The 21,324-nt window shown below is 60.3% G+C and carries 21 protein-coding genes; 5 read left to right on the forward strand and 16 right to left on the reverse strand.

Annotation, left to right across the window (positions count from 1 at the left end; all coding sequences use genetic code 11):
- Positions 1-85: 85 nt before the first annotated feature.
- The 4 genes from QA646_RS14555 to QA646_RS14570 all read right to left on the reverse strand — a co-directional run bounded on the left by QA646_RS14555 (position 86) and on the right by QA646_RS14570 (position 2,658).
- Positions 86-982, reverse strand: a complete 897-nt coding sequence (locus QA646_RS14555) for a LysR family transcriptional regulator (protein WP_283056128.1) — start codon at positions 980-982, stop codon at positions 86-88.
- Between the two features lie 117 nt (positions 983-1,099).
- Positions 1,100-1,315 carry a hypothetical protein gene (locus QA646_RS14560; protein ID WP_283056129.1) on the reverse strand — a complete coding sequence of 72 codons (216 nt, stop codon included), beginning with the start codon at positions 1,313-1,315 and terminating at the stop codon, positions 1,100-1,102.
- A 133-nt stretch (positions 1,316-1,448) separates the two neighbouring features.
- Positions 1,449-1,784, reverse strand: coding sequence for a metalloregulator ArsR/SmtB family transcription factor (locus QA646_RS14565; RefSeq protein ID WP_283056130.1), 336 nt, complete (start codon positions 1,782-1,784; stop codon positions 1,449-1,451).
- A gap of 103 nt (positions 1,785-1,887) precedes the next feature.
- Entirely contained in the window at positions 1,888-2,658 is a 771-nt protein-coding gene (locus QA646_RS14570; RefSeq protein WP_283056131.1) for an SDR family oxidoreductase, read from the reverse strand.
- Between the two features lie 98 nt (positions 2,659-2,756).
- On the opposite strand from QA646_RS14570, the gene QA646_RS14575 reads away from it, so the two are divergent.
- Both QA646_RS14575 and glpD read left to right on the forward strand, forming a co-directional pair.
- On the forward strand, positions 2,757-3,530 hold the full coding sequence (locus QA646_RS14575; protein ID WP_133709140.1) for a DeoR/GlpR family DNA-binding transcription regulator: 774 nt from the start codon (positions 2,757-2,759) through the stop codon (positions 3,528-3,530).
- A gap of 117 nt (positions 3,531-3,647) precedes the next feature.
- Positions 3,648-5,159 carry a glycerol-3-phosphate dehydrogenase gene (gene glpD, locus QA646_RS14580; protein ID WP_283056132.1) on the forward strand — a complete coding sequence of 504 codons (1,512 nt, stop codon included), beginning with the start codon at positions 3,648-3,650 and terminating at the stop codon, positions 5,157-5,159.
- 18 nt (positions 5,160-5,177) lie between these two features.
- Here glpD and soxR read toward each other — a convergent pair whose 3' ends face one another.
- The gene (soxR, locus tag QA646_RS14585; protein ID WP_283056133.1) at positions 5,178-5,642 is read right to left on the reverse strand and encodes a redox-sensitive transcriptional activator SoxR; all 465 of its coding nucleotides are present in this window, start codon (positions 5,640-5,642) and stop codon (positions 5,178-5,180) included.
- Between the two features lie 74 nt (positions 5,643-5,716).
- Between soxR and QA646_RS14590 the strand changes: the two genes are divergently transcribed.
- Together QA646_RS14590 and QA646_RS14595 are read left to right on the forward strand one after the other, a co-directional pair.
- A complete protein-coding gene (locus tag QA646_RS14590) occupies positions 5,717-6,292 on the forward strand; it encodes an NAD(P)H-dependent oxidoreductase (protein ID WP_283056134.1) in 576 nt (191 codons plus the stop codon).
- Between the two features lie 192 nt (positions 6,293-6,484).
- Positions 6,485-7,738 (forward strand): acyltransferase, encoded by a 1,254-nt coding sequence (locus QA646_RS14595; protein WP_283056135.1) that lies wholly within the window; start codon positions 6,485-6,487, stop codon positions 7,736-7,738.
- A gap of 37 nt (positions 7,739-7,775) precedes the next feature.
- Here QA646_RS14595 and QA646_RS14600 read toward each other — a convergent pair whose 3' ends face one another.
- From QA646_RS14600 to QA646_RS14610, 3 genes are read right to left on the reverse strand one after another with little or no spacing between them, the layout of a single operon-like run.
- Positions 7,776-8,897 carry a mandelate racemase/muconate lactonizing enzyme family protein gene (locus QA646_RS14600; RefSeq protein WP_283056136.1) on the reverse strand — a complete coding sequence of 374 codons (1,122 nt, stop codon included), beginning with the start codon at positions 8,895-8,897 and terminating at the stop codon, positions 7,776-7,778.
- Between the two features lie 19 nt (positions 8,898-8,916).
- The gene (locus QA646_RS14605) at positions 8,917-10,416 is read right to left on the reverse strand and encodes an aldehyde dehydrogenase (RefSeq protein WP_283056137.1); all 1,500 of its coding nucleotides are present in this window, start codon (positions 10,414-10,416) and stop codon (positions 8,917-8,919) included.
- A 1-nt stretch (position 10,417) separates the two neighbouring features.
- The gene (locus QA646_RS14610; RefSeq protein WP_283056138.1) at positions 10,418-11,563 is read right to left on the reverse strand and encodes an iron-containing alcohol dehydrogenase; all 1,146 of its coding nucleotides are present in this window, start codon (positions 11,561-11,563) and stop codon (positions 10,418-10,420) included.
- Between the two features lie 118 nt (positions 11,564-11,681).
- Between QA646_RS14610 and QA646_RS14615 the strand changes: the two genes are divergently transcribed.
- The gene (locus QA646_RS14615) at positions 11,682-12,587 is read left to right on the forward strand and encodes a LysR substrate-binding domain-containing protein (protein ID WP_283056139.1); all 906 of its coding nucleotides are present in this window, start codon (positions 11,682-11,684) and stop codon (positions 12,585-12,587) included.
- A gap of 199 nt (positions 12,588-12,786) precedes the next feature.
- On the opposite strand, the gene QA646_RS14620 is transcribed toward QA646_RS14615, so the two are convergent.
- The 8 genes from QA646_RS14620 to QA646_RS14655 all read right to left on the reverse strand — a co-directional run bounded on the left by QA646_RS14620 (position 12,787) and on the right by QA646_RS14655 (position 21,280).
- The gene (locus QA646_RS14620; protein ID WP_283056140.1) at positions 12,787-13,194 is read right to left on the reverse strand and encodes a F0F1 ATP synthase subunit epsilon; all 408 of its coding nucleotides are present in this window, start codon (positions 13,192-13,194) and stop codon (positions 12,787-12,789) included.
- A 75-nt stretch (positions 13,195-13,269) separates the two neighbouring features.
- Positions 13,270-14,700 carry a F0F1 ATP synthase subunit beta gene (gene atpD, locus QA646_RS14625; RefSeq protein ID WP_283056141.1) on the reverse strand — a complete coding sequence of 477 codons (1,431 nt, stop codon included), beginning with the start codon at positions 14,698-14,700 and terminating at the stop codon, positions 13,270-13,272.
- A 23-nt stretch (positions 14,701-14,723) separates the two neighbouring features.
- Positions 14,724-15,608: a F0F1 ATP synthase subunit gamma gene (locus QA646_RS14630; protein ID WP_283056142.1), complete on the reverse strand. Its 885-nt coding sequence runs from the start codon at positions 15,606-15,608 to the stop codon at positions 14,724-14,726.
- Between the two features lie 29 nt (positions 15,609-15,637).
- On the reverse strand, positions 15,638-17,167 hold the full coding sequence (atpA, locus tag QA646_RS14635) for a F0F1 ATP synthase subunit alpha (RefSeq protein ID WP_283056143.1): 1,530 nt from the start codon (positions 17,165-17,167) through the stop codon (positions 15,638-15,640).
- Positions 17,167-17,733, reverse strand: coding sequence for a F0F1 ATP synthase subunit delta (locus QA646_RS14640; RefSeq protein WP_283056145.1), 567 nt, complete (start codon positions 17,731-17,733; stop codon positions 17,167-17,169). The genes atpA and QA646_RS14640 overlap by 1 nt, the downstream gene beginning before the upstream one ends.
- A 261-nt stretch (positions 17,734-17,994) precedes the next feature.
- Positions 17,995-18,378, reverse strand: coding sequence for a DUF4345 family protein (locus QA646_RS14645; protein WP_283056146.1), 384 nt, complete (start codon positions 18,376-18,378; stop codon positions 17,995-17,997).
- Positions 18,379-18,534: 156 nt separating this feature from the next.
- A complete protein-coding gene (locus tag QA646_RS14650; protein WP_283056147.1) occupies positions 18,535-18,987 on the reverse strand; it encodes a hypothetical protein in 453 nt (150 codons plus the stop codon).
- A 61-nt stretch (positions 18,988-19,048) separates the two neighbouring features.
- Entirely contained in the window at positions 19,049-21,280 is a 2,232-nt protein-coding gene (locus QA646_RS14655; RefSeq protein WP_283056148.1) for a primosomal protein N', read from the reverse strand.
- Positions 21,281-21,324 lie beyond the last annotated feature (44 nt).

The following is a 21,324-nucleotide window of genomic DNA, read 5'->3' on the forward strand; positions in this document are numbered from 1 at the left end:
ACGCGAACGCATGGCCGATGGAGCGAAAATCGCAGGGAAGAGCCGATGGATCAATAATGCAGTCTCGTCAATCGATAGAAAATTCCTATCGATCTTTACCCCCTTCAGCAAGCAATCGCGCCTCGTGCAACAAAGCAGAAACGAGTGGCGTAAACGGCTCGCGATGCGTCGCAACCAGACCGACGAGATGTTCTGCATCCGGCTCCGTAATCGGAATTTTGTGAATGTCGGCGGGAAAACCGAAGGAATCAGCGATATTCTTCGGCATGATGCTCGCCCAGCGTCCGGTCTGGACATGGGCAAACAGCACGATCATCGAATTGGATTCCAGCGTCGGCTCCACCGTTGCGCCGGCCTCGGCGAGATGTCGATTGATGATCCGCCGGTTCTGCATGTCGGCCGTCAATAGACAAAGCCGAAGATGGCCTACTTCTTTCCAGGTCACGCTTGCACGCTCGGCCAGCGGACTGCCCGCCGCCGTAATCAGATGATAGCGCTCGGCATAGAGCGGCACGCTGGTGACGCGACCGAGCGGCTCATTTTCCAGATAGGTGATGCCGGCATCGATCTCGAGGTTTTCGAGCAGGCTCAGCACCTGCAGCGAATTGCGCGAGACGATGGAGAAAGTGACGTCGGGATGCCGCTCCTGAAACGGCGCCGTGATTTTCGGCACCATGGCAAGCGCCGTCGGAATGGCGGCGATGCGGATGTGGCCGGCAAGCCCCTTGCGCGCCGCCCGCATTTCCTCGCGCATGGTCCTGGTATCGCCGACAATGCGCCGCGCCCATTCCAGCACCCGCTGGCCCTCCGGCGTCAAACCCTGAAACCGCGAACCGCGACTGACGAGCATGACGCCGAGCTGATCCTCCAACTGCCTGATCGCCGCCGACAATGTCGGCTGCGTCACCCCGCATTCCTCCGCAGCACGGCCGAAATGCTTCTGGTTGGCAAGCGCGATGAAGAATTCCAGCTTGTCGATCATTTAACTCTCCTGAATACGAGAGTTAAACGGGCCAGGGCATCAGCGCAACATTGGAAAGCAAAAGCGTGGCATGGGGCGGATTTCCGCCCAACGGTGGTTATTCGGCTCGCCCTGAGCCTAGAGACCTGCCTCGACACTCGCCGATGGACGCTCCATGAAAACGGGAGGGATGAGCGGCACCACACTCTCTGTTGCAGAAGCCGCATGTCTCGCACGAGCCGTTTTCTTCAAAAGCATCGCAAAGTCGCTCAGCGACACGCGATCGGCTCGGAGCATCTGCCGGATCATCGGATCTCGCAGAACTTCCGACATCGTCATCTCATTATTCTGCATGGGCCTATCCTCCTTTTATGTTTTGAAGGAGTATTAGCATCTCTGCATAACAATGTCGTGTCAGTCAGTTGACGATACGATGATGAATTGGAGGCCAAACCGAGGCTTCAGGAGTTTCCAAACTTCCGGATGATCAGCAACCGCCGCAGAAGGCCTGCTGCAGCGAATTGACCACAGTGCAGATTTCTGAACTGGCGACGGCATAATAGACGAGCCGGCCCTCCCGCCGGGTATCGACCAGCTTTTCCAGGCGCAACCGTGCCAGATGTTGCGACACCACCGCCTGCTGCAGACCGAGGAGTTCCTCGATCTCCGTGACGGTCTTTTCGCGCTTGGCCAGCATGAAGAGTATGCTCAGCCGCGTCTCGTGCGACAGAGCTTTCAACAGGATACTCGCCCTTCGGGCCTTCGCAGTCATTTCCTCGACATTATGCTCGGCAGCACCGACAGGCGGTGGAGACAGCGACATAGGATGGCCTCTAGTGATGAACTCACATAGAGATATGCTTATAATATTATCAGTCTATAAGCTGGTTCAAAAGGTCGCAGAATACCAAAAAAGGTCCGATTTATCAGCAGATAAGCTGTCCGCCATTGATCTCGATCACCTGTCCCGTGATGTAGCCGGAGAGCGTCGGCGCGGCGAGGAAGAGATAGGCAGGCGCGCAATCCTCCGCTGTGCCCAGACGCTGTAGCGGAATAGATCGCCGCGTCTGTTCGAGCTTCTCCTTCGACGAGTAACGTTCGTGGAAATCGGTCGCGATGGTTCCCGGCGATACGCAATTCACCCGGATACCGTCCGGCGCCAGTTCGCGCGCCAAAGCTTTCGAATAGGTGGCGACGAAGGCTTTGGAGGCGGAATAGATCGCCGACCCTGGACTGCCGCCGGTCAAAGCCGAGATCGAAACCGTATTGACGATCGCCGCCTGCCCGGCTGCCCGCAACAGCGGCAGCAGCGCCCTTGTCACCTCGACGACGGAAGTCTGGTTGAGCTGAACGATCCGGTCATACCACTCGTCGGTCAACTCGCCGGCCGGAAAGCGGCCGACCATGGTGCCGGCATTATTGACCAGCACATCGATGCGGTCGAACACGTCAGCAGCGGCAAGAGCAAAGTCCCTCGTGCCGGTCTCGCTCGTGAAATCGGCAGGAACGAGAAAGGCGCGGCGATCGAGTTCGGCTTCCATCAGAAAATCGGGCAGCTCGCGGCCGGCATCGCGGCCGACATGGACGAGGACCCGTGCGCTGCAATCAAGAAACTGCCGCGCCACCTCCAGTCCGATCCCACGGCCGGCGCCGGTGACGACGACATTGCGACTTTCGAATAGCTTCGGATGAAACACCATGACCTCCCCAATTCGCAGATTCCGCGCGTCCGCAATTGCGGAATTTTCACTTTATCATATGATGACGAAAAAACGAAAGAAAGGGAGCGTCGACAATGTTCCTATCGGGACGCCAAACGGAGATTCTGGAAATCGCCAAGGCTGAGGGGCGCGTGCTGGTGGAGGAACTGGCGCTTCGCTTTTCCGTGACGCCACAAACCATCCGCAAGGACCTGAACGACCTTTGCGACGGCCGCGTTCTATCGCGCGTCCACGGCGGCGCGATCTTTCCCGGCGGCACGGAAAACGTCAAATACGAAGCGCGCCGCTCCATCGCCGCCCCCGAAAAGCAGGCGATCGGCCGCGCCGCCGCCGGCCTCATCCCCAACAATACCTCCCTTTTCATCAATATCGGCACCACCACGGAAGCGGTCGGCGAGGCCCTGCTCGGCCACCACGAACTGATGGTTATCACGAATAACATCAACGTTGCCAACAAGTTACGAATTTTCCCCTCGATCGAGGTCGTCATCGCAGGCGGTGTCGTGCGTGGCTCGGACGGCGGCATCGTCGGGGAGGCCGCCGTCGACTTCATCAGGCAATTCAAGGTGGACTACGCCGTCATCGGCACCTCCGCCGTCGATGCTGATGGCGCGCTTCTGGATTTCGATTTCCGCGAAGTGAAAGTGGCGCAGGCGATCATTGCCAATGCCCGCCATGTCATCCTGGTAGCCGACAGCACCAAGTTCGAACGCACCGCTCCGGTGCGCATCGGCCATCTCTCGCAAGTTCATACTTTCGTTACCGACGAATGTCGCGTCGAGTCCGTCCGCGCCGCCGCGGCCGAACACGGCGTTCGCCTGGTGGAAACCTCACGCCGCCAGAATTGATCGTCTCACCGCTTTCGTCACGAAACGTTCGTTTGACATTCGGATTGATTTCGTTTTAGATGAATCAATTTTCGAATTTTCCATTTCCCAAAATGGCAGACCTTTTCGGAGGGGCGGGTGAGCGAGCAGATTTACGACATTTTCGTTATCGGCGGCGGCATCAATGGCTGCGGCATCGCTCGTGACGCAGCCGGGCGCGGCTATAAGGTGGCTCTTGCGGAAATGAATGATTTCGCCTCCGGCACGTCTTCCGGAGCCACCAAGCTCGTCCATGGCGGCCTGCGCTACCTTGAACATTACGAATTCCGCCTTGTGCGCGAGTCGCTGATGGAGCGTGAAGTGCTCTGGGCAATGGCGCCGCACATCATCTGGCCGATGCGTTTCGTTTTGCCCTATCACAAGGGCGGCATCCGCCCGGCCTGGCTCATCCGCCTCGGTCTCTTCCTCTATGATCATCTCGGCGGCCGCAAGCTGCTGCCTCCCACCGCAACGCTTGACATGAAGAGGGATCCTGCGGGAAAACCGCTGAAGGCGCTCTTCACCAAGGCTTTCGAATATTCCGACGGCTGGGTGGACGATGCGCGCATGGTCGTGCTCAACGCCCGCGACGCGGCCGACCGCGGCGCAACGATCATGCCGCGGACCAAGGTCATTTCCGCCCGCCGCGACGGTGCTGCCTGGACGATCGAAACACAGGACACCATCACCGGCGAGAAGCGTACGTTCCAGTCGCGCATGCTGGTCAACGCCGCCGGTCCCTGGGTCGACCATGTTCTGTCCGACGCCTTCGGCAGGAACCAGGTGCACAATGTCCGCCTGGTACAGGGCAGCCATATCATCGTCCGCAAGAAGTTCGACGATCCCCGCGCCTATTTCTTCCAGAATCCGGATAACCGCATCATCTTCGCCATCCCTTACGAACAGGATTTCACCCTGATCGGCACGACGGACCGCGACTACAAGGATGATCCGAAGGATGTGAAGATTTCCGACGAGGAAACCACCTATCTCTGCAACGCCGCCAGTGAATATTTCAAGGAGCCGGTCCGCCGCGAAGACATCGTCTGGACCTATTCCGCCGTACGTCCGCTCTATGACGACGGTGCCTCGAAGGCACAGGAGGCAACGCGCGATTATGTGCTGAAGGTCGAGGGCGCCGAAGGACAGGCACCGTTGCTCAATGTTTTCGGCGGCAAGCTCACCACCTATCGGCGCTTAAGCGAACATGCGCTGGAAAAGATCGGCGAGGTCATCGGCCTCAAAGGTACGCCATGGACCGCCAAGAGCTCCCTGCCGGGCGGCGATTTCCCGGTTCGCGGCTATGAGGCCGAAGTCACCAAGCTGAAGGCGCGCTATCCCTTCCTCGCCGATCCGCATGCCCGCCGGCTGGTGCGCCGGTATGGCACCCGCGCTGCCATGCTCCTTGGAGATGCGAAGAGTGCCGCCGATCTCGGCCGCCACTTCGGCAGCGATCTCTACGAGATGGAAATCCGCTATCTCATGGCGCATGAATGGGCCTATACCGCCGCCGACGTCCTTTGGCGCCGTTCGAAGAAGGGCCTCTATCTCTCGAGGGATGAAGCAGCCGCGCTGGATGATTACATGGCCGGCACGCGCGTTCACGCGTAGGCTTCCACTCTTCCCGTTTCAGCCTTCTGGATCCAGCAGCCGCGGCCCGGGGCCTTCTTTTGCCAACTCATCCCATGGGTTGCGCAGGGGACAGGTCTGCATCGAGAGGCAGCCGCAGCCGATGCAGCCGTCGAGCTTATCGCGCAGGCCTTGGAGCCGCCTGATCCTGTTATCGAGATCATCCTTCCATTGTGCCGAAAGCGCCCGCCAATCGGCGCCTGTCGGCGTCCGGCTTTGCGGCAGCGTGTCAAGAGCCGCCTGAATCTCGGCAAGCGGTATGCCGACACGCTGCGCCACCTTGATGATCGCCACCCGACGCAAGACCTCGCGGGCATAGCGCCGCTGATTGCCGCGACTGCGGTGACTCTCGATCAGCCCTTTCGCCTCGTAGAAATGCAGTGCCGAAACCGCAACGCCGCTGCGCGCCGCCACCTCGCCCACCGTCAATAATTTGGAAAATTGATCGGATTCGATTTTTCCCATGACGAGCCCTTGACCTCAACTTTACTTGAGGTTCTATAGCTCCTGCTCCGAAGCGCGTAAAGCAGGAGCAACGCATGACAGAACCAACCCGGCTGGCAATTCTCTACCGCAGCACCCGCAAGGGGCGACTATGTGACCGTGTGGTCAATTGGGTCGTCCGCGAGCTGGCAAACTATCCGTTGATCGAGCTCGATATTATCGACCCCCTGGAATTCGGCCTGCCGGTCCACCACGACAAGGAGCATCCGGCCGTCGCGGACCTCGCCGAGCGGCTCTCCCAGGCGGACGCCTTCATCGTCGTCACACCGGAATACAATCACAGCTTCACGGGCTCGCTGAAATTCGTGCTCGATCTCGTCTACGAGCCATGGCAGGGCAAGCCGGTCGCCTTCGTCTCCTATGGCGGCATTTCCGGCGGGCTTCGCGCCGTCGAACAGTTGCGGCTGGTCTTTGCCGAACTGCATGCCGTCACAGTGCGCGACACTGTCAGTTTCGCCAATCCATGGGGCCGGTTCGCCGAAGATGGCGCTCTCGAAAACCCGATCGAAGCCCGTCAGGCATTGGTGCAGATGATGGCGCGGCTGAATTGGTGGAGCGCAGCGTTGAAACCGGCTCGGGCAATACGCCCCTATCGCTCCGTCGCCGCTTGATCCCTCAACAATATTCGAATCCGGTCTTTCGTTTCTGGCAGGTGCGAAAGACCGGCTTGACGCCCGGACCTGAAATACCAGGTTCGGGCGTCTGTTGCGCACCCAGAAGTTTACCTTGCCGGAAAGCCGCACTTGCCGAAGTCGCCTCGATGACCTAACCCAGTAGCAAGGCAGTTTCGACGGTACTGGGGGATGGAGAACGAGAAACGTCTGGGAGGAGCGGATTTCATGCGCGCCGTCGCATGTCTGATGGTGCTTGTCCACCATCTTGCGCTTCGAATGAATTTCGACAAAATCCCGCCAGGCTTGGACCTGACCTTTATACTGGCGCGCTTCGGCAATCACGGCGTCTCGGTCTTCTTCGTTCTTAGCGGCTTTCTTCTCTCGCGCCCCTTCTGGCTGGCGCTGGATAGAGCCCAGCCGCTGCCTTCGTTGAAGATCTACACCATGCGCCGCGCAGCGCGCATCCTGCCGGGCTTCTGGTTTGCCCTGACGGTCGGCTTCGTGCTCAGCTTCACGGTCTATGGGTTTCCGCTCGATGGAGAGCTGATCGGCCGCTACATCGCCGGCTTTTTCCTGATGAGCCAATGGCATTGGCGCACCTTTTTTCCGGTGCAGGGTGACGGACCCCTATGGTCGATCCCCTTCGAGACGACCTGCTATGTTCTTCTGCCGATCGGGTTCCTGCTGCTGTTCTATGCGAAGCCGAGATTGCGCTCCGCTCTCGTCAGCCGCCTGTTCTGGATCGGCATTATCGCCGCCTCGCTGATCGGCCACTGGCTGGTGGTGACCTATCTTCCGACGGATAGCGTCGGGAAGGGATGGCAATATGGCTTCGAGGGGGGCGCCAAGGAGTGGATGCCGCGCTACAACCCCATCGGTTTCTTCGCGATATTCGCGATCGGGGCGCTGGCAGGCGGAATCCAGACCATTCTCCCGGCCCGCCACTCGGCAATCTACGATATCGTCGGCGTACTCGCGATCGGCATGGGCGCATGGCAATTGCCGCAGTCCATTGGCGGCGCATCGGAAGGCTATGCCTGGCTTGGCATTCCCTATCAATTCCCATTGCTTCCGCTGGCCGTCGCCATCTCGCTTGCCACGCTTCCGCAATCGCGGCTGCTTCCTAAGCTGCTCGATACCGGTGTCGTCCGTTATATCGCCACCGTCTCCTTCGGCGTTTATATCTGGCAGGATATCGTGCTGACGCTGATGACCACGCTCTTCCCCTGGACCTTCGGCACCGGCTCCGATGATGTGCTCAGCGGATGGATCACATTGAGCCTCGTCGCAATCGTCATCATCTTCGCGATCGGAACTGCCAGCTATTTTCTTCTCGAACGCCCGGTCATTCGCTGGGCCCGCACGCGCGAGCAGACGGCACGCGGCACGACACCCATGTCTGAGAAAAAGGCCGCCCAACGGAAACCATCGGGCGGCAGATAAGGTGGGAAACGAAACTCGACCGGGGAGAGGCCGAGCATCAGACGCGGGTGGCTTTCAAACGCTCTTCATCGAGAACAACGCCGAGGCCGGGAGATAGCCCCAAATCCAGCCAACCCTCATCGTGCTTGAGCGGCATCGCCATCGGATAGTCACGACGGGCCTCGCTCCACTCCGGATTGTCATACGGATATTCGAGCCAGGGCGCATCGCCGACACCCGCGGTCAAATGCGCGTTCGCCAGCACACCGATACCATTCGTCCATGAGTGCGGCGTAAATTGGACGCCCGCCTCGCGCGCCTGGTAGGCCACCCGCCGGCAGCCGGTAATGCCGCCGACCAGCGCCACATCCGGCTGGACGATATCGAAGGCACGTTCTTCGATGATGTCGCGGAATTCATAGAGTTCACGCGTCATCTCGCCGCCAGCGATGCGTACCGACGTCGCCTGCTTCAGCTCCTTCATGCCTTTACGGTCCGAACGGTGCAGCGGCTCCTCCATCCAATAGATGCCAAGCCGCTCCAGCTCCTTCGCGACCGTCAGCGCGTCCTTGAAGGTCCACGGCAATGTCGTGTCCCAGGGCATACGCCAACCCTGGTTGCAGTCGACCATCAGCTCCAGCTTGGTGCCGACACGGGCACGTATCGCCTCTAGCGCCTTCACATCATCTAGCCAGCTGCCACGCCCGCCTGCGGATGAGGAGAAGCGCACCTTCATCGCCGGAAAACCTTCGTCGAGATAACGTTCCGCCTGCTCCGCCATCGCGGCCGGCTCGCGTAGCACGCCGGAGGAAGCATAGAGCCGTACGCGGCTGGCCCGCCCACCGAGCATCCGCCAGACCGGTTCGCCGGTGATCTTGCCGGAAAGATCCCACAACGCCAGGTCCATTGGCCAGCAGCGGCCATAGTGAAAATTGATATGCGACAGGACCTCGTAATGACGCTCCAGATGCCGCGGGTCCTGGCCGATGAACAGGTCCTCATGCCCTTCGAAACCCTTCATGAGGTCGCCGGAACCGATACCCTCGCGACCCTCATCGTCTCGAACACGGACGATCGTCGCATCGAAATGCCGGCGTGGCCGCCCATCCCAGCTCGCCTTGAACGGCGGATCGAGCGGCAGCCGGTGATGGGTGATCTCGATGGAAACGATCTTGCTCATGGTCGTGCCTCCCGCAACCTCAGCCGAACTGCTGCCAGATGGTCTTGTAATCGCAATATTTGTCGATCGCATGCACTGAACGATCACGGCCGAAACCGGATTGCTTGAAGCCTCCGAAAGGCGTTGAGAAATTCGACATATCATATGTGTTGATCCATACGGTGCCCCCATGGATCGCCTCGGAAAAGCGGTGGGCGCGGTCCATGTCTTTGGTGAAGACGGCACCGGCAAGGCCATAGATCGTATCGTTGGCGATGTTGAGCGCCTCCTCCTCGGTATCGAAGGGAATGGCGGCGAGCACCGGCCCAAAAATCTCCTGCCGCGCCAGGCTCATATCATTGGTCATATCGACGAAGACGCCAGGCGAGACATAATAGCCGCCGGTCTCGCTCAGCACCCGCTCAGCACCGAAAGCGCGGCGAGCCCCTTCCTTCTCACCGGCCGCAATCATGGAAAGCACCTTGTTCATATGTTCCTCCTCGATCAGCGCACCGATCTGGGCGAACGGATCGAGTGGATGCCTGAGCACGATATCGGACTGTGTCACCGCCTCGATCTTCGCAATCAGCGCCTCCTGCACCGAGCGCTGCACGATGAGCCGCGTCGAGGCGTGGCAAGTCTCGCCGGAATTGTAGAAGCAGCCCCAGGCAGCCGCGCTCGCCGCCGCATCGAGATCGGCGTCTTCGAAAACGACCAACGGCGACTTGCCGCCGAGTTCCAACGCCACGCGCTTGACGTTCGACTGCGCCGCGTAACCCATGATCAGCTTTCCGACCTCGGTCGAGCCGGTGAAGGCGATCATGTCGACATCCACGTGCAGCGCCAGCGGCTTGCCGGCCTCTTCGCCATAGCCGGTCACGACATTGAAAACGCCGGCGGGCAGGCCCGCTTCGAAAGCAAGTTCGGCGAGGCGAATGGCCGAGAGCGACGATTGTTCCGCCGGCTTCAGCACCACGGAATTGCCGGCAGCAATCGCCGGCCCGAGCTTCCAGGCATCGATGATCATCGGATAGTTCCAGGGCGTAATCGCGCCCACAACGCCGATCGGCACCTTGCGTACCAAAGCGCGGGCATTCGGCCCGGTCGGCGCGATCTCGTCATACATTTTGTCGATCATCTCGCCGTAAAACTGGATGCCATCGGCGCAAAGGCGGACATCGACTGTCAGCGACGCCGTGATAGGCTTGCCGACATCCAGCGTCTCCAGCATGGCGAGTTCTTCGCCATGGGCGCGGATGAGCTCGGCCCAGCGAAGCATGATCTTCTTCTTTTCCAGCGGCTCCTTCTTCCGCCAGACGCCGCTTTCGAAGGCAGTGCGTGCAGCCGTCACAGCCGCGTCAACATCGGCGGCATTGCCGCGCGCCAATTCCGGCCCCCGCCTGCCATCCATCGGCCGGATACGGGTAAAAGTCGTGCCGGATGAAGATGGATGATAAGCGCCATCGATGAAATGCCGTCCTTCGAACTTGAGGCCGGACAAGACGGCTTCCCAATAGTCACGTGTGTAAGTCTTGCTCATCTCAGATTCCTTTCGGCAGCGCCATGACCGTGGCGGCAAAGCGGTCGATATCGGCATCCGTCACATCGCGGATGGTCGAACGCCGCATCGGCTGATTTTCCGGAGCACGCATTTCCCGCGCCAGATCGGTGGCGGCGAAGGGCATGAATGCCGGCGGCAAGGCGCGGATGATACCGCAACGATCCATCCAATCGGAGACGAAGGCGGGCAGAGCCGCAGCACTTTCGAGGCCGCAGGCTCTCGCGGCGGCATTGAGTTCGTCGGTATCCGCTGCGACCAGCCAGGGCAGCGTCGCTTCAAAGCCGAGGGCGGTTGCGAGCCCGTGGTGAACCGGCGCAAGACCCGCCAGCGCATGGCTGATATTGTGGGCAATCGCGGTGCCGCAATTGTCGATGGCAATGCCGGCGAAGCAGGAGCCGAGCAGCACGTCGCCCCGCGCCCCGATATTGCCGGGCTCCTTCACCGCCGTTTCCAGAGCGCCGATGATCAGCCGCAGCGCCTGATGGGCGTAGAGCTGGCCACCGCGATGCGTGTTGCGATTCGTCGCCGCCTCGAAAGCATGGATGAAGGCGTCGAGGCCGCACCAGGCGGTGAGATTGGCCGGCAGCGTGGTCGTCAACGCCGGATCGAGGATGACGAGATCGGCCTTTGTCTCCGGCCCCCAGATCCAGAGCTTCTTGCCTTGCGGGCCGGTGAAGATATTGGTGGCCGAGGTCTCCGAGCCAGTGCCGGCCGTCGTCGGCACCATGATCTTCTTCAGCGGGTTCTTCGGGAGGGGGTTAGCTGCCAGCGCATAAAACATCGGGTCTTCGCCCGATGTCGCGCAACAGGCGACAATCTTGGCGATATCCAGTGCCGAGCCGCCGCCGACGCCGATCACCATGTCGACGCCCTGCCCCAGCTTGATCGCCGCACGCAGATGCGCAAGCTTCGGCTCTCCGGCAAAATCGGAAAAAACCTGCGTCTTCACGCCCGCTTCGGCAAGCTCGCCGCTGATCTCGGTGGCAAGGCCCGATTGCGCCAGGAAGGCATCGATCACAAGCAGAACGGCACCAGCGCAATCGAAGGATTTGATCGCAGCAGCAAGGCCAGAGAGGGCGCCCTCGCCGAAACGAATGTCCGGAATGGCGGATATGGAGAAGGACACGAAGAATCCCCTTTGGGCTAACGGCTGAAAACGATACCGCAATCCTGCATCACAATTTCAGCTCTTCAAATCCGGCCATTTTTCGGGAATATTGATGATCTGAAGTTATGGAGGACCGATGCTCGGGAAAATACCGCTGGAGGCGTTTCGCGTGTTCGACGCCGCAGCTCGCGCGATGAACTTTTCCCGCGCCGGCCGCGAGTTGAACATCACCCAGGCCGCCGTCAGCCGCCGCATCAAGGGACTGGAAGATCATCTGGGCGCCGCGCTCTTTACCCGGCGCGGCCGCAACCTGGCGCTGACGCCGGATGGCGAGCGGCTGTTCCAGCGAGTACGGGCGACACTCGAATATCTTGAAGAGAGCCTCGAGCCTTTCCGCTCCGGCACGGGCGAAATCATCTCGATCGCCGCCAGCGGCTCGGTCTCGCATCTCTGGCTCGGACAGCGGCTCAAGGATTTCGGCAAGGAGAGCCCCGGCATCTCCGTCCGTTTGCTGACGACGGACTCGCCCTCGGAACTCGCGTCGGAAACCAACGATCTCGTCATTCTCTATTCCACCGGCGAGCATCCGCGCTGGAACCTGACACTGCTGATGAAGGAAGTGCTGGTGCCGATCGCCTCGCCGGATTATCTGACCAATCGCAGTCTGGAGCCGCAGGCATTGACGTCGGCCGACATTGCCGGGCTGGATCTGATCGATTACGAGCGCTTCAACGCCCACTGGATCAGCTTCCGCCAATGGTTCAGCCGTATCGGCAATCCGCACAAGGGCAAACTGCCGCGGCCGCGGCTTTCCTTCTCCACCTATATCATGGCAGTCGAGGCGGCCTTACGCGGCGAGGGCATCGCGCTCGGCAGCCTCGGCCTTATCGAAGAACACCTGCGCTCTGGTGCACTGGTCACAGTCGGCAACGACCGGGTCGAAACCGGCTTCGGATACTATCTCGGCGCGCCGCGCTTCCGCGCCCTTTCGCCGGAAGCAGGCCAGTTGCACCGGCATCTTCTCCTTGCGCAGCAGGTCTAGGTGGCAAACATCACGAAGGATAAGTCGTCGATACCTTCGCCCCAGCGGGGAGAAGGTCGTGCGGAACGCACGGGTTGAGGGGGCGTTACTAGCGAAATCATTGTGTTTTTAAACAAAAAGTGAGGCGATCGCCGGCAGCGCCCCCTCACCCGGCGCGTATCGCGCCACCCTCTCCCCGTCGGGACGAGGGAAGGACAAATCAATCTTGCTTGATTGCGCCGCGCAGATGCGTCAGTTCCATGATGAAGTGCTCCAGGCGCGACTTATGCTCGTGATGCTCGGCATCCTCAAGCTCGGCCTTGGCGGCGTTGATGCGGCGCTCCAGCTCGTCGCGGCTCATATCCTCCACCGGAATTGCGGATTCGGCAAGCAGCGTGCAACCGGTCGGCAGAATATCGGCGAAGCCGCCGAATACGATGTAATCCTGCTTCTTGCCCGATGCCGAATGCACCTTGACGATGCCCGGCTTGATCGTTGTCATCGTCGGAGCATGATGGGCCATGACGGTCATTTCGCCTTCACTGGCGGGAATGACGACATCGACAACCTGCTCCGACAGAAGCAGACGCTCCGGAGACACCAGTTCGAAATTGAAATTGTCAGGCATGACCGGTCACTTCTCGATTGTCTTTATTTCAAGGCAACGGCGCACGAAACTTCGCGCGCCGTTCGATCGGCTTTATCAGGCAGCCAGCTTCTTGGCCTTTTCGATCGCTTCTTCAATCGAGCCGACCATGTAGAAAGCGGCTTCCGGCAGGTGGTCGTATTCGCCGTTGACCAAGCCCTTGAAGCCCTTGATCGTGTCTTCGAGAGCAACGAGCTTGCCCGGCGAACCGGTGAAGACTTCTGCGACGAAGAACGGCTGCGACAGGAAGCGCTCGATCTTGCGGGCGCGGGCAACAGCCAGCTTGTCTTCTTCCGAAAGTTCGTCCATGCCGAGGATGGCGATGATGTCCTGGAGAGCCTTGTAGCGCTGCAGGGTCGACTGAACCTTACGGGCGACTTCATAGTGCTCTTCGCCGACGACCATCGGGTCGAGCATGCGCGAGGTGGAGTCGAGCGGGTCGACGGCCGGGTAGATACCCTTTTCAGCGATCGAGCGCGACAGAACCGTCGTTGCGTCCAAGTGGGCGAACGAGGTGGCCGGCGCCGGGTCGGTCAAGTCGTCGGCCGGAACGTAAATGGCCTGGACCGAGGTGATCGAGCCCGTTGTCGTCGTGGTGATGCGTTCCTGCATCTGACCCATGTCGGTGGCGAGCGTCGGCTGATAGCCCACGGCCGAAGGAATACGGCCGAGCAGAGCGGACACTTCCGAGCCTGCCTGGGTGAAGCGGAAGATGTTGTCGACGAAGAACAGAACGTCCTGGCCTTCATCGCGGAAATTTTCAGCAACCGTCAGACCGGTCAGAGCGACGCGAGCGCGGGCGCCCGGCGGTTCGTTCATCTGGCCGTAAACCAGTGCTGCCTTGGAACCTTCGCCGCCGCCATGCTTGTTGACGCCCGATTCGATCATTTCGTGGTAGAGATCGTTGCCTTCGCGGGTACGTTCACCCACGCCTGCAAAGACCGAGTAACCACCGTGCGCCTTGGCGACGTTGTTGATCAGTTCCATGATGAGAACGGTCTTGCCGACGCCGGCGCCGCCAAACAGGCCGATCTTGCCGCCCTTTGCGTAAGGAGCGAGCAGGTCGACGACCTTGATGCCGGTGACGAGGATCTGGCCTTCCGTGGACTGCTCAACGTAAGACGGAGCGTCCTGGTGAATGGCGCGCTTCTTGGAAGTGTTGAGCGGACCCGCTTCGTCGACCGGCTCGCCGATGACGTTCATGATACGGCCGAGCGTTTCGTGACCGACCGGAACGGAGATCGGCGCGCCCGTGTCCGAAACGGACTGACCACGAACCAGACCTTCGGTGGAGTCCATGGCGATCGTGCGGACCGAGTTCTCGCCCAGATGCTGTGCGACTTCCAGAACAAGGCGGTTGCCGTTGTTGTCGGTTTCGAGAGCATTCAGGATCTTCGGCAGATCGCCATCGAAAGAAACGTCCACGACGGCGCCGATAACCTGCGTAACCTTGCCGACCGAAACTGCGGCCATAGCTGCGTCAGCCATATTCTTACCCTCTTTCCCTAACCTCAGAGCGCTTCCGCGCCCGAAATGATTTCAATCAATTCCTTGGTGATCTGTGCCTGGCGCTGACGGTTGTAGTTCAGCGTCAGCTTGTTGATCATCTCACCAGCATTGCGCGTCGCATTGTCCATCGCGCTCATCTTGGCGCCCATCTCGCCGGCGACGTTTTCAAGCAACGCGCGGAAGATCTGGACGGAGATGTTGCGCGGGATCAGGTCCGCGAGGATCGAAGCCGCATCCGGCTCGTATTCGTAAATGGCGCCTTTGTGAGCGGCATCTTCCTCGACAGCGGCCGGAGCCGAAGCCGGAACGAGCTGCAACGCGGTCGGCACCTGGCTGATCACCGACTTGAATTCGGAATAGAACAACGTGCAGACGTCGAACTCGCCGCCTTCGAACATTTCGATGACACGCCTGCCGATGGCATCGGCATTGTCGAACCCGATACGCTTGACGTCGCGCAGTTCCTTGCGCTCGATGATCAGCGAAGCGTACTCGCGGCGCAGGATGTCATAACCCTTTTTGCCAACCGTGAAGATCTTCACGGTCTTGCCTTCGGCCAGCAGCTTGCGCACGTGATCGCGGGCAAAACGCGCGATCTGCGAGTTGAAACCGCCGCAAAGGCCGCGTTCGGCCGTGCAGACGATGAGCAAATGCACATCGCTCTTGCCGGTGCCGGTCATCAGCGGCGGTGCACTGTCGGCATCGCTGACGGCAGCCGCAATATTGGCAAGAACGGCGCTCATGCGCTGCGAATAGGGCCGTGCGGCCTCCGCCGCCTCCTGGGCACGCCGAAGCTTCGCCGCGGCGACCATTTTCATCGCCTTGGTGATCTTCTGCGTCGCCTTGACGGAGGCGATCCGGTTTTTCAGATCCTTAAGTGAAGGCATCCGGTATCCGTCCTAGAAGTGAGGCCCGATCAGGCGAAAGACTTGGCGTAGCTGTCGAGAGCAGTGATGAGCTTGCCCTTGGTCGCGTCGCTGATGGCCTTTTCGGTGCGGATCGCATCGAGGATGTCCTTGCCTTCCGACCGCAGGTAGGAAAGCAGGCCCTGCTCGAACTTGCCGATCTGCGGAACGGCGATCTTGTCGAGATAGCCGTTGACGCCGGCGAAGATCACCGCAACCTGCTCTTCCGTCTTCAGCGGCGAGAACTGCGGCTGCTTCAGGAGCTCGGTCAGGCGGGCACCGCGGTTCAGCAGGCGCTGCGTTGCTGCATCGAGGTCCGAACCGAACTGAGCGAAGGCGGCCATTTCGCGATACTGGGCGAGTTCGCCCTTGATCGAGCCGGCAACCTGCTTCATTGCCTTGATCTGCGCGGACGAACCGACGCGCGAAACCGACAGACCGACGTTAACGGCCGGACGGATACCCTGGTAGAACAGGTCGGTTTCAAGGAAGATCTGGCCGTCGGTGATCGAGATCACGTTGGTCGGAATGAAGGCCGAAACGTCGTTGCCCTGCGTTTCGATGACCGGCAGAGCCGTCAGCGAACCGGCACCCTTTTCGTCGTTCATCTTGGCGGCGCGCTCAAGGAGGCGCGAGTGCAGGTAGAAAACGTCGCCCGGATAGGCTTCGCGGCCCGGCGGGCGGCGCAGCAGCAGCGACATCTGACGATAGGAAACAGCCTGTTTCGACAGGTCGTCATAGCCGATCAGGGCATGCATGCCGTTGTCACGGAAATATTCGCCCATAGCGCAGCCGGCGAACGGCGCCAGGAACTGCATCGGAGCCGGGTCGGAAGCCGTTGCGGCGATGATGATCGAGTACTTCAGTGCGCCACGCTCTTCGAGCACCTTGACGAACTGGGCAACGGTCGAACGCTTCTGGCCGACGGCGACGTAGACGCAGTACAGCTTTTCGCTGTCCGGACCGGCATCGTGGATGGCCTTCTGGTTCAGGATCGTGTCGAGAATGATGGCGGTCTTGCCGGTCTGGCGGTCGCCGATGACGAGCTCGCGCTGACCGCGGCCGACCGGGATCAGAGCATCGATGGCCTTGAGACCGGTCGACATCGGCTCATGAACCGACTTGCGCGGAATGATGCCCGGAGCCTTGACGTCGACGCGTGCGCGGCGGGTCGCATTGATCGGGCCCTTGCCGTCGATCGGGTTGCCGAGCGCGTCGACAACGCGGCCGAGAAGTTCCGGACCAACCGGAACGTCCACGATCGCGCCGGTGCGCTTGACGGTGTCGCCTTCCTTGATGTCACGGTCGGAACCGAAGATAACCACGCCGACGTTGTCGGATTCGAGGTTCAGCGCCATGCCGCGGATGCCGCCGGGGAATTCGACCATTTCGCCGGCCTGAACATTGTCCAGACCGTAGACGCGGGCGATACCGTCACCGACGGAGAGAACCTGGCCGACTTCGGAGACTTCAGCTTCCTTGCCGAAGTTTTTGATCTGATCTTTCAGAATTGCGGAAATTTCCGCGGCGCGGATATCCATCAGCCGACCTCTTTCAATGCAAGCTTAAGGGTGGAGAGTTTGGTGCGAAGGGACGTATCGATCTGGCGGGAGCCGACCTTGACGATCAGGCCGCCAAGAATCGACGGATCGACGGTGACGGCGATCGCCACGTCCTTGCCGGTGACGCCCTTCAGCGCCGCCTTCAATTCATCTTCCTGCGCCGGGGTCAGCGCATGCGCCGAGGTGATCTCGGCGGAAACTTCACCGCGATGCTGTGCGGCAATAATACGGAAAGCCTTGATCATGCCCGGCAGCGCAAAAAGGCGCCGGTTGCCTGCCACGACCTTGAGGAAATTGGTAACGTAATTGCCGAAGCCAGCCTTGGTCGCCAGCGCCTCGACGGCACCGACCTGCTCTTCGGCCGAAAAGACCGGGCTCAAGACGAAACGCTTCAGATCATCGCTGTCGTCCAGCATGGCCTGGAACCGATCGAGATCGGCAGTCACTGCCGGAACGGCACCTTCCTCAAGGGCCAGCTCGAACAATGACGAGGCATATCGTTCTGCAACACCAGAAATATGCTGGGATGTGTCTGCCACGGGCACAAAATTCCCTGATTTCAACCCAAGAATCCTGCTTCCGGGAGACGGAAGTCATATGTTCTTGAATTCGTTTTGATTTCCCCCAGAAATCAGCAGGGGCTTCCCCCTACCTCATCCGAAATTCGGGGTTCGTCTAACATAGGATATTGAGACTCGCAACACGCGTAATCGCCGAATACGCTATTCGGGCGAATTTATGATGGCAAAAATTCAAAACTATGGGGATAGTGAGGGCAATCACAGCCGAAGCGAGAGCATTTTCGCTCAAATATAGCCCAATCCGTACAGAAGTGGTAGAGCCGCCAAAACCGCCTGGACAACCAGAAGTAACAGATTCACAAGAACACTTCCGCGATCCGACATGATCGAGAGGATGCGGCCAAAGGCGGCAACGGCAAAGGACGCGCCGAGCGCCAGGTAAACCATCGGCTGGGCGAGCAGAATCGCAACCAAGCCGAAGCCCAGATAGAAGCCGCCGGTCGAACGCCCCTCGGCATAGGCTTCCGGCCGCCCTTCGCGCACCTGCAATTTGAGGAAGCGATAGGTGTAGCCGGGCGCGAACATCGCGAGGAAGCCGATGAGCGCCGTAAACGCCGCCGAGCAATAGGCAAGCTGCTCGCCGAGATCAGTCGGAAAATAAAGCTCCATCGGTCGTCCCCAAATCACTTATAATATTATTGGCGTCTTATGGCACGAAGTCCGAAAAAAGGGAAAGCACTACAAAGGTTGCTTCGTCGCCGCCGGAGACAATTGCTGCCGACACTAATCGCCACAGCCGGCGGAAGCCGCAAATATGCTCGCGTATCAATCGCGCCCCAAATCCTCCTCTGTCGCATCATGAACCTTCATCAACTTTGAGCATCCGCCAAGCTCCTTAACATTCATTGCAGCCCGCTTCCTCACTTCTTTAGGTGACAAGTGGGAATTCGGCCTTCCCTCGGTTACAAGCTGTTTCAGATCGAAGCTCTCACCTTTTGCTATCCATTCCTCCACATCGGAATAGATTTCCGTATCCGGGCCGCATCCGTTCTTCTGAATATATTGAAGAATTTTGTTTCGCATCGACTTGTGCGCTGCACCGCAATATTTTTCGGCATAGGCGTGCATCATGATCACATAGGAAACGCCCATAAAGCGCCCATCGATCGGTTCACCTGGATTGTAGTTAGGACTCCTTTTGCAAAAGTTCGGCATTTCGGCTCCTGCCGACGACGCAATCAAGCAAGCGAGCAAAAAAACAAAAAGAAATTTCGACAAGGAAGCCTCTACAAACAGGTTGCTATCGACCGATTACAGTCACAAGCGATGCGATAGAAAATCACAAAAAGCTCTGCGGATCGATGTCCAGTTGCACCTGCACGGAGCCGCGCTCCTTCGGCGCCTGCGCCAGCATGGCCCTTAGAAAACCCTGCATGTCCGAGTTGCGCCGACCGTGCACGAGCAGGCGGAAGCGGTGGCGGCCGCGCACCAGGGCGAGCGGCGCTTCGGCTGGCCCGAGCACCGATATGCCTTGCACCTGCGGCGCCGCATTGCGCATGCCGCGAGCGTGCGTCTCCGCATCCTGCCGGGTATCGGCGGACACGATGATCGAGGCGAGCCGGCCGAAGGGCGGCAATATGGCTCTTTCGCGCTCCGAAATCTCGCGCTCGTAGAAAGCGCTGGCATCACCGGAAACGATCGCCTGCATGACGGGATGCTGCGGCTGATAGGTCTGCAACAAGCCATGGCTCTTGAGGCCGGTCCGCCCCGCGCGTCCCGTCACCTGCGACAGCAACTGGAATGTCCGCTCGGCGGCGCGCGGATCGCCGTTGGCAAGGCCAAGATCGGCATCGACGATGCCGACCAGCGTCATCAGCGGGAAATTATGGCCCTTGGCGACGAGCTGTGTGCCGATGACGATATCCGCCTCGCCCTTGGCAATAGCCTCCAGTTCCAGCCGCAGCCGCTTGACCCCGCCCATGATGTCGGAGGAGAGCACGATCGTCCGTGCTTCCGGAAAATGCCGCTCGACCTCCTCGGCGATGCGTTCGACGCCCGGCCCGCAGGCGACGAGATGGTCGAGCGTGCCGCATTCCGGGCAGGCTTCGGGCGTCCGTTCGGCATAGCCGCATTGATGGCATTGGATCTGGCCGCGGAATCGATGTTCCACCAGCCAGCTTGAACATTGCGGGCATTGGAACCGGTGCCCGCAGACGCGGCAGAGCGTCAGCGGCGCATAGCCGCGCCTGTTGAGGAACAGCAGCGACTGCTGGCCTTTCTCCACCGTCTTGCCGATCGCCCGGATCAGCAGCGGCGAGAGGAAGCCGCCACGCTCCGGCGCATGCCGGCGCATGTCGATCAGATGCAGGTCCGGAAGAGCCGCATCCCCGAAGCGGGTCGGCAGATGGATGGTGCTGTAGCGCCCACTCTGGCCGTTGACCTGGCTCTCGACGGAAGGCGTCGCCGAGACCAGCACCACCGGAAAATCGCCGATCCTGCCGCGCACGACCGCCATGTCGCGGGCATTATAATAGACGCGATCCTCCTGCTTGTAGGCAGGATCATGCTCCTCGTCGACGATGATCAAGCCCAGCTCTTCGAAGGGCAGGAACAGCGCCGAGCGTGCGCCCGCAACGACGCGCACCTCGCCGGTCACGGCTTGTCGCCAGACCTTTTCGCGCATGCGCGGCGCCAGATCCGAGTGCCACTCGGCCGGCTTGGCACCGAAACGATCCTGGAAGCGCTCGAGGAAACTGGCGGTCAGCGCGATTTCCGGCAGCAGGATCAACACCTGCTTGCCACGCTTCAGCGTCTCGGCGATTGCCTCGAAATAGACCTCGGTCTTGCCGGAACCGGTAACGCCGTCGATCAGCGACACGGAAAACTCGCCCTTGCGCACCTCGGCAAGGATTTCATCGGCCGCTTCGCGCTGCGGACCTTCGAGTCGCGAGACGATATAGTCCGGATCGGGCCTCGCGACGACGGGCGGCGGTGGCAGGAATATGGTTTCGAAAATACCTTGCGTGATCAATCCGTCGATGACGCTGGTCGAAACGCCGGCGGCATGCGCCAGCCCGCTGCGCGTCCACGACAGACCGTCCTTTGCCGTCTCAATGACCCGGGCGCGGGCCGGTGTCAGCCGTTCCGGCGCGCCGCCGATGAAGCGCAGACCTTCGACCATCGGTTCTGGATCGAAGGCTGCGGGCGCGCGCAGCGCCATGCGCGCCACCAGCCCGGGAGGCGATAGCGTATAGGCAGCCACCCAGTCGATGAAATCGCGCATCTCCTTGGTGAGCGGCGGGCAATCGAAGACGTGGCTGATCGGCCGCAGCTTCTTCGGATCGATGCCGCCCTCGTCGTTGCCGTCCCAGACGACGCCGATCACCTGCCTCGGCCCGAGCGGCACCTGCACGACCGAGCCGGGCTCGACCGCCATGCCTTCCGGCACCGCATAGGAATAAGGCTTCGGCGCCGGCATCGGCACCAGAACCGGAACCGTGCGGCTCATGGTCGGGTTTTCGGGTGCGGCTTCGAACAGCACTCCGAACAGATCGGACGAATCTTTGGTCATCGCGCCAGACCATGCCCCGAGCGGCGGCAAAAGGAAACCCGGGA

Source organism: Rhizobium sp. CB3090 (assembly GCF_029714285.1).
GTDB lineage: Bacteria > Pseudomonadota > Alphaproteobacteria > Rhizobiales > Rhizobiaceae > Rhizobium.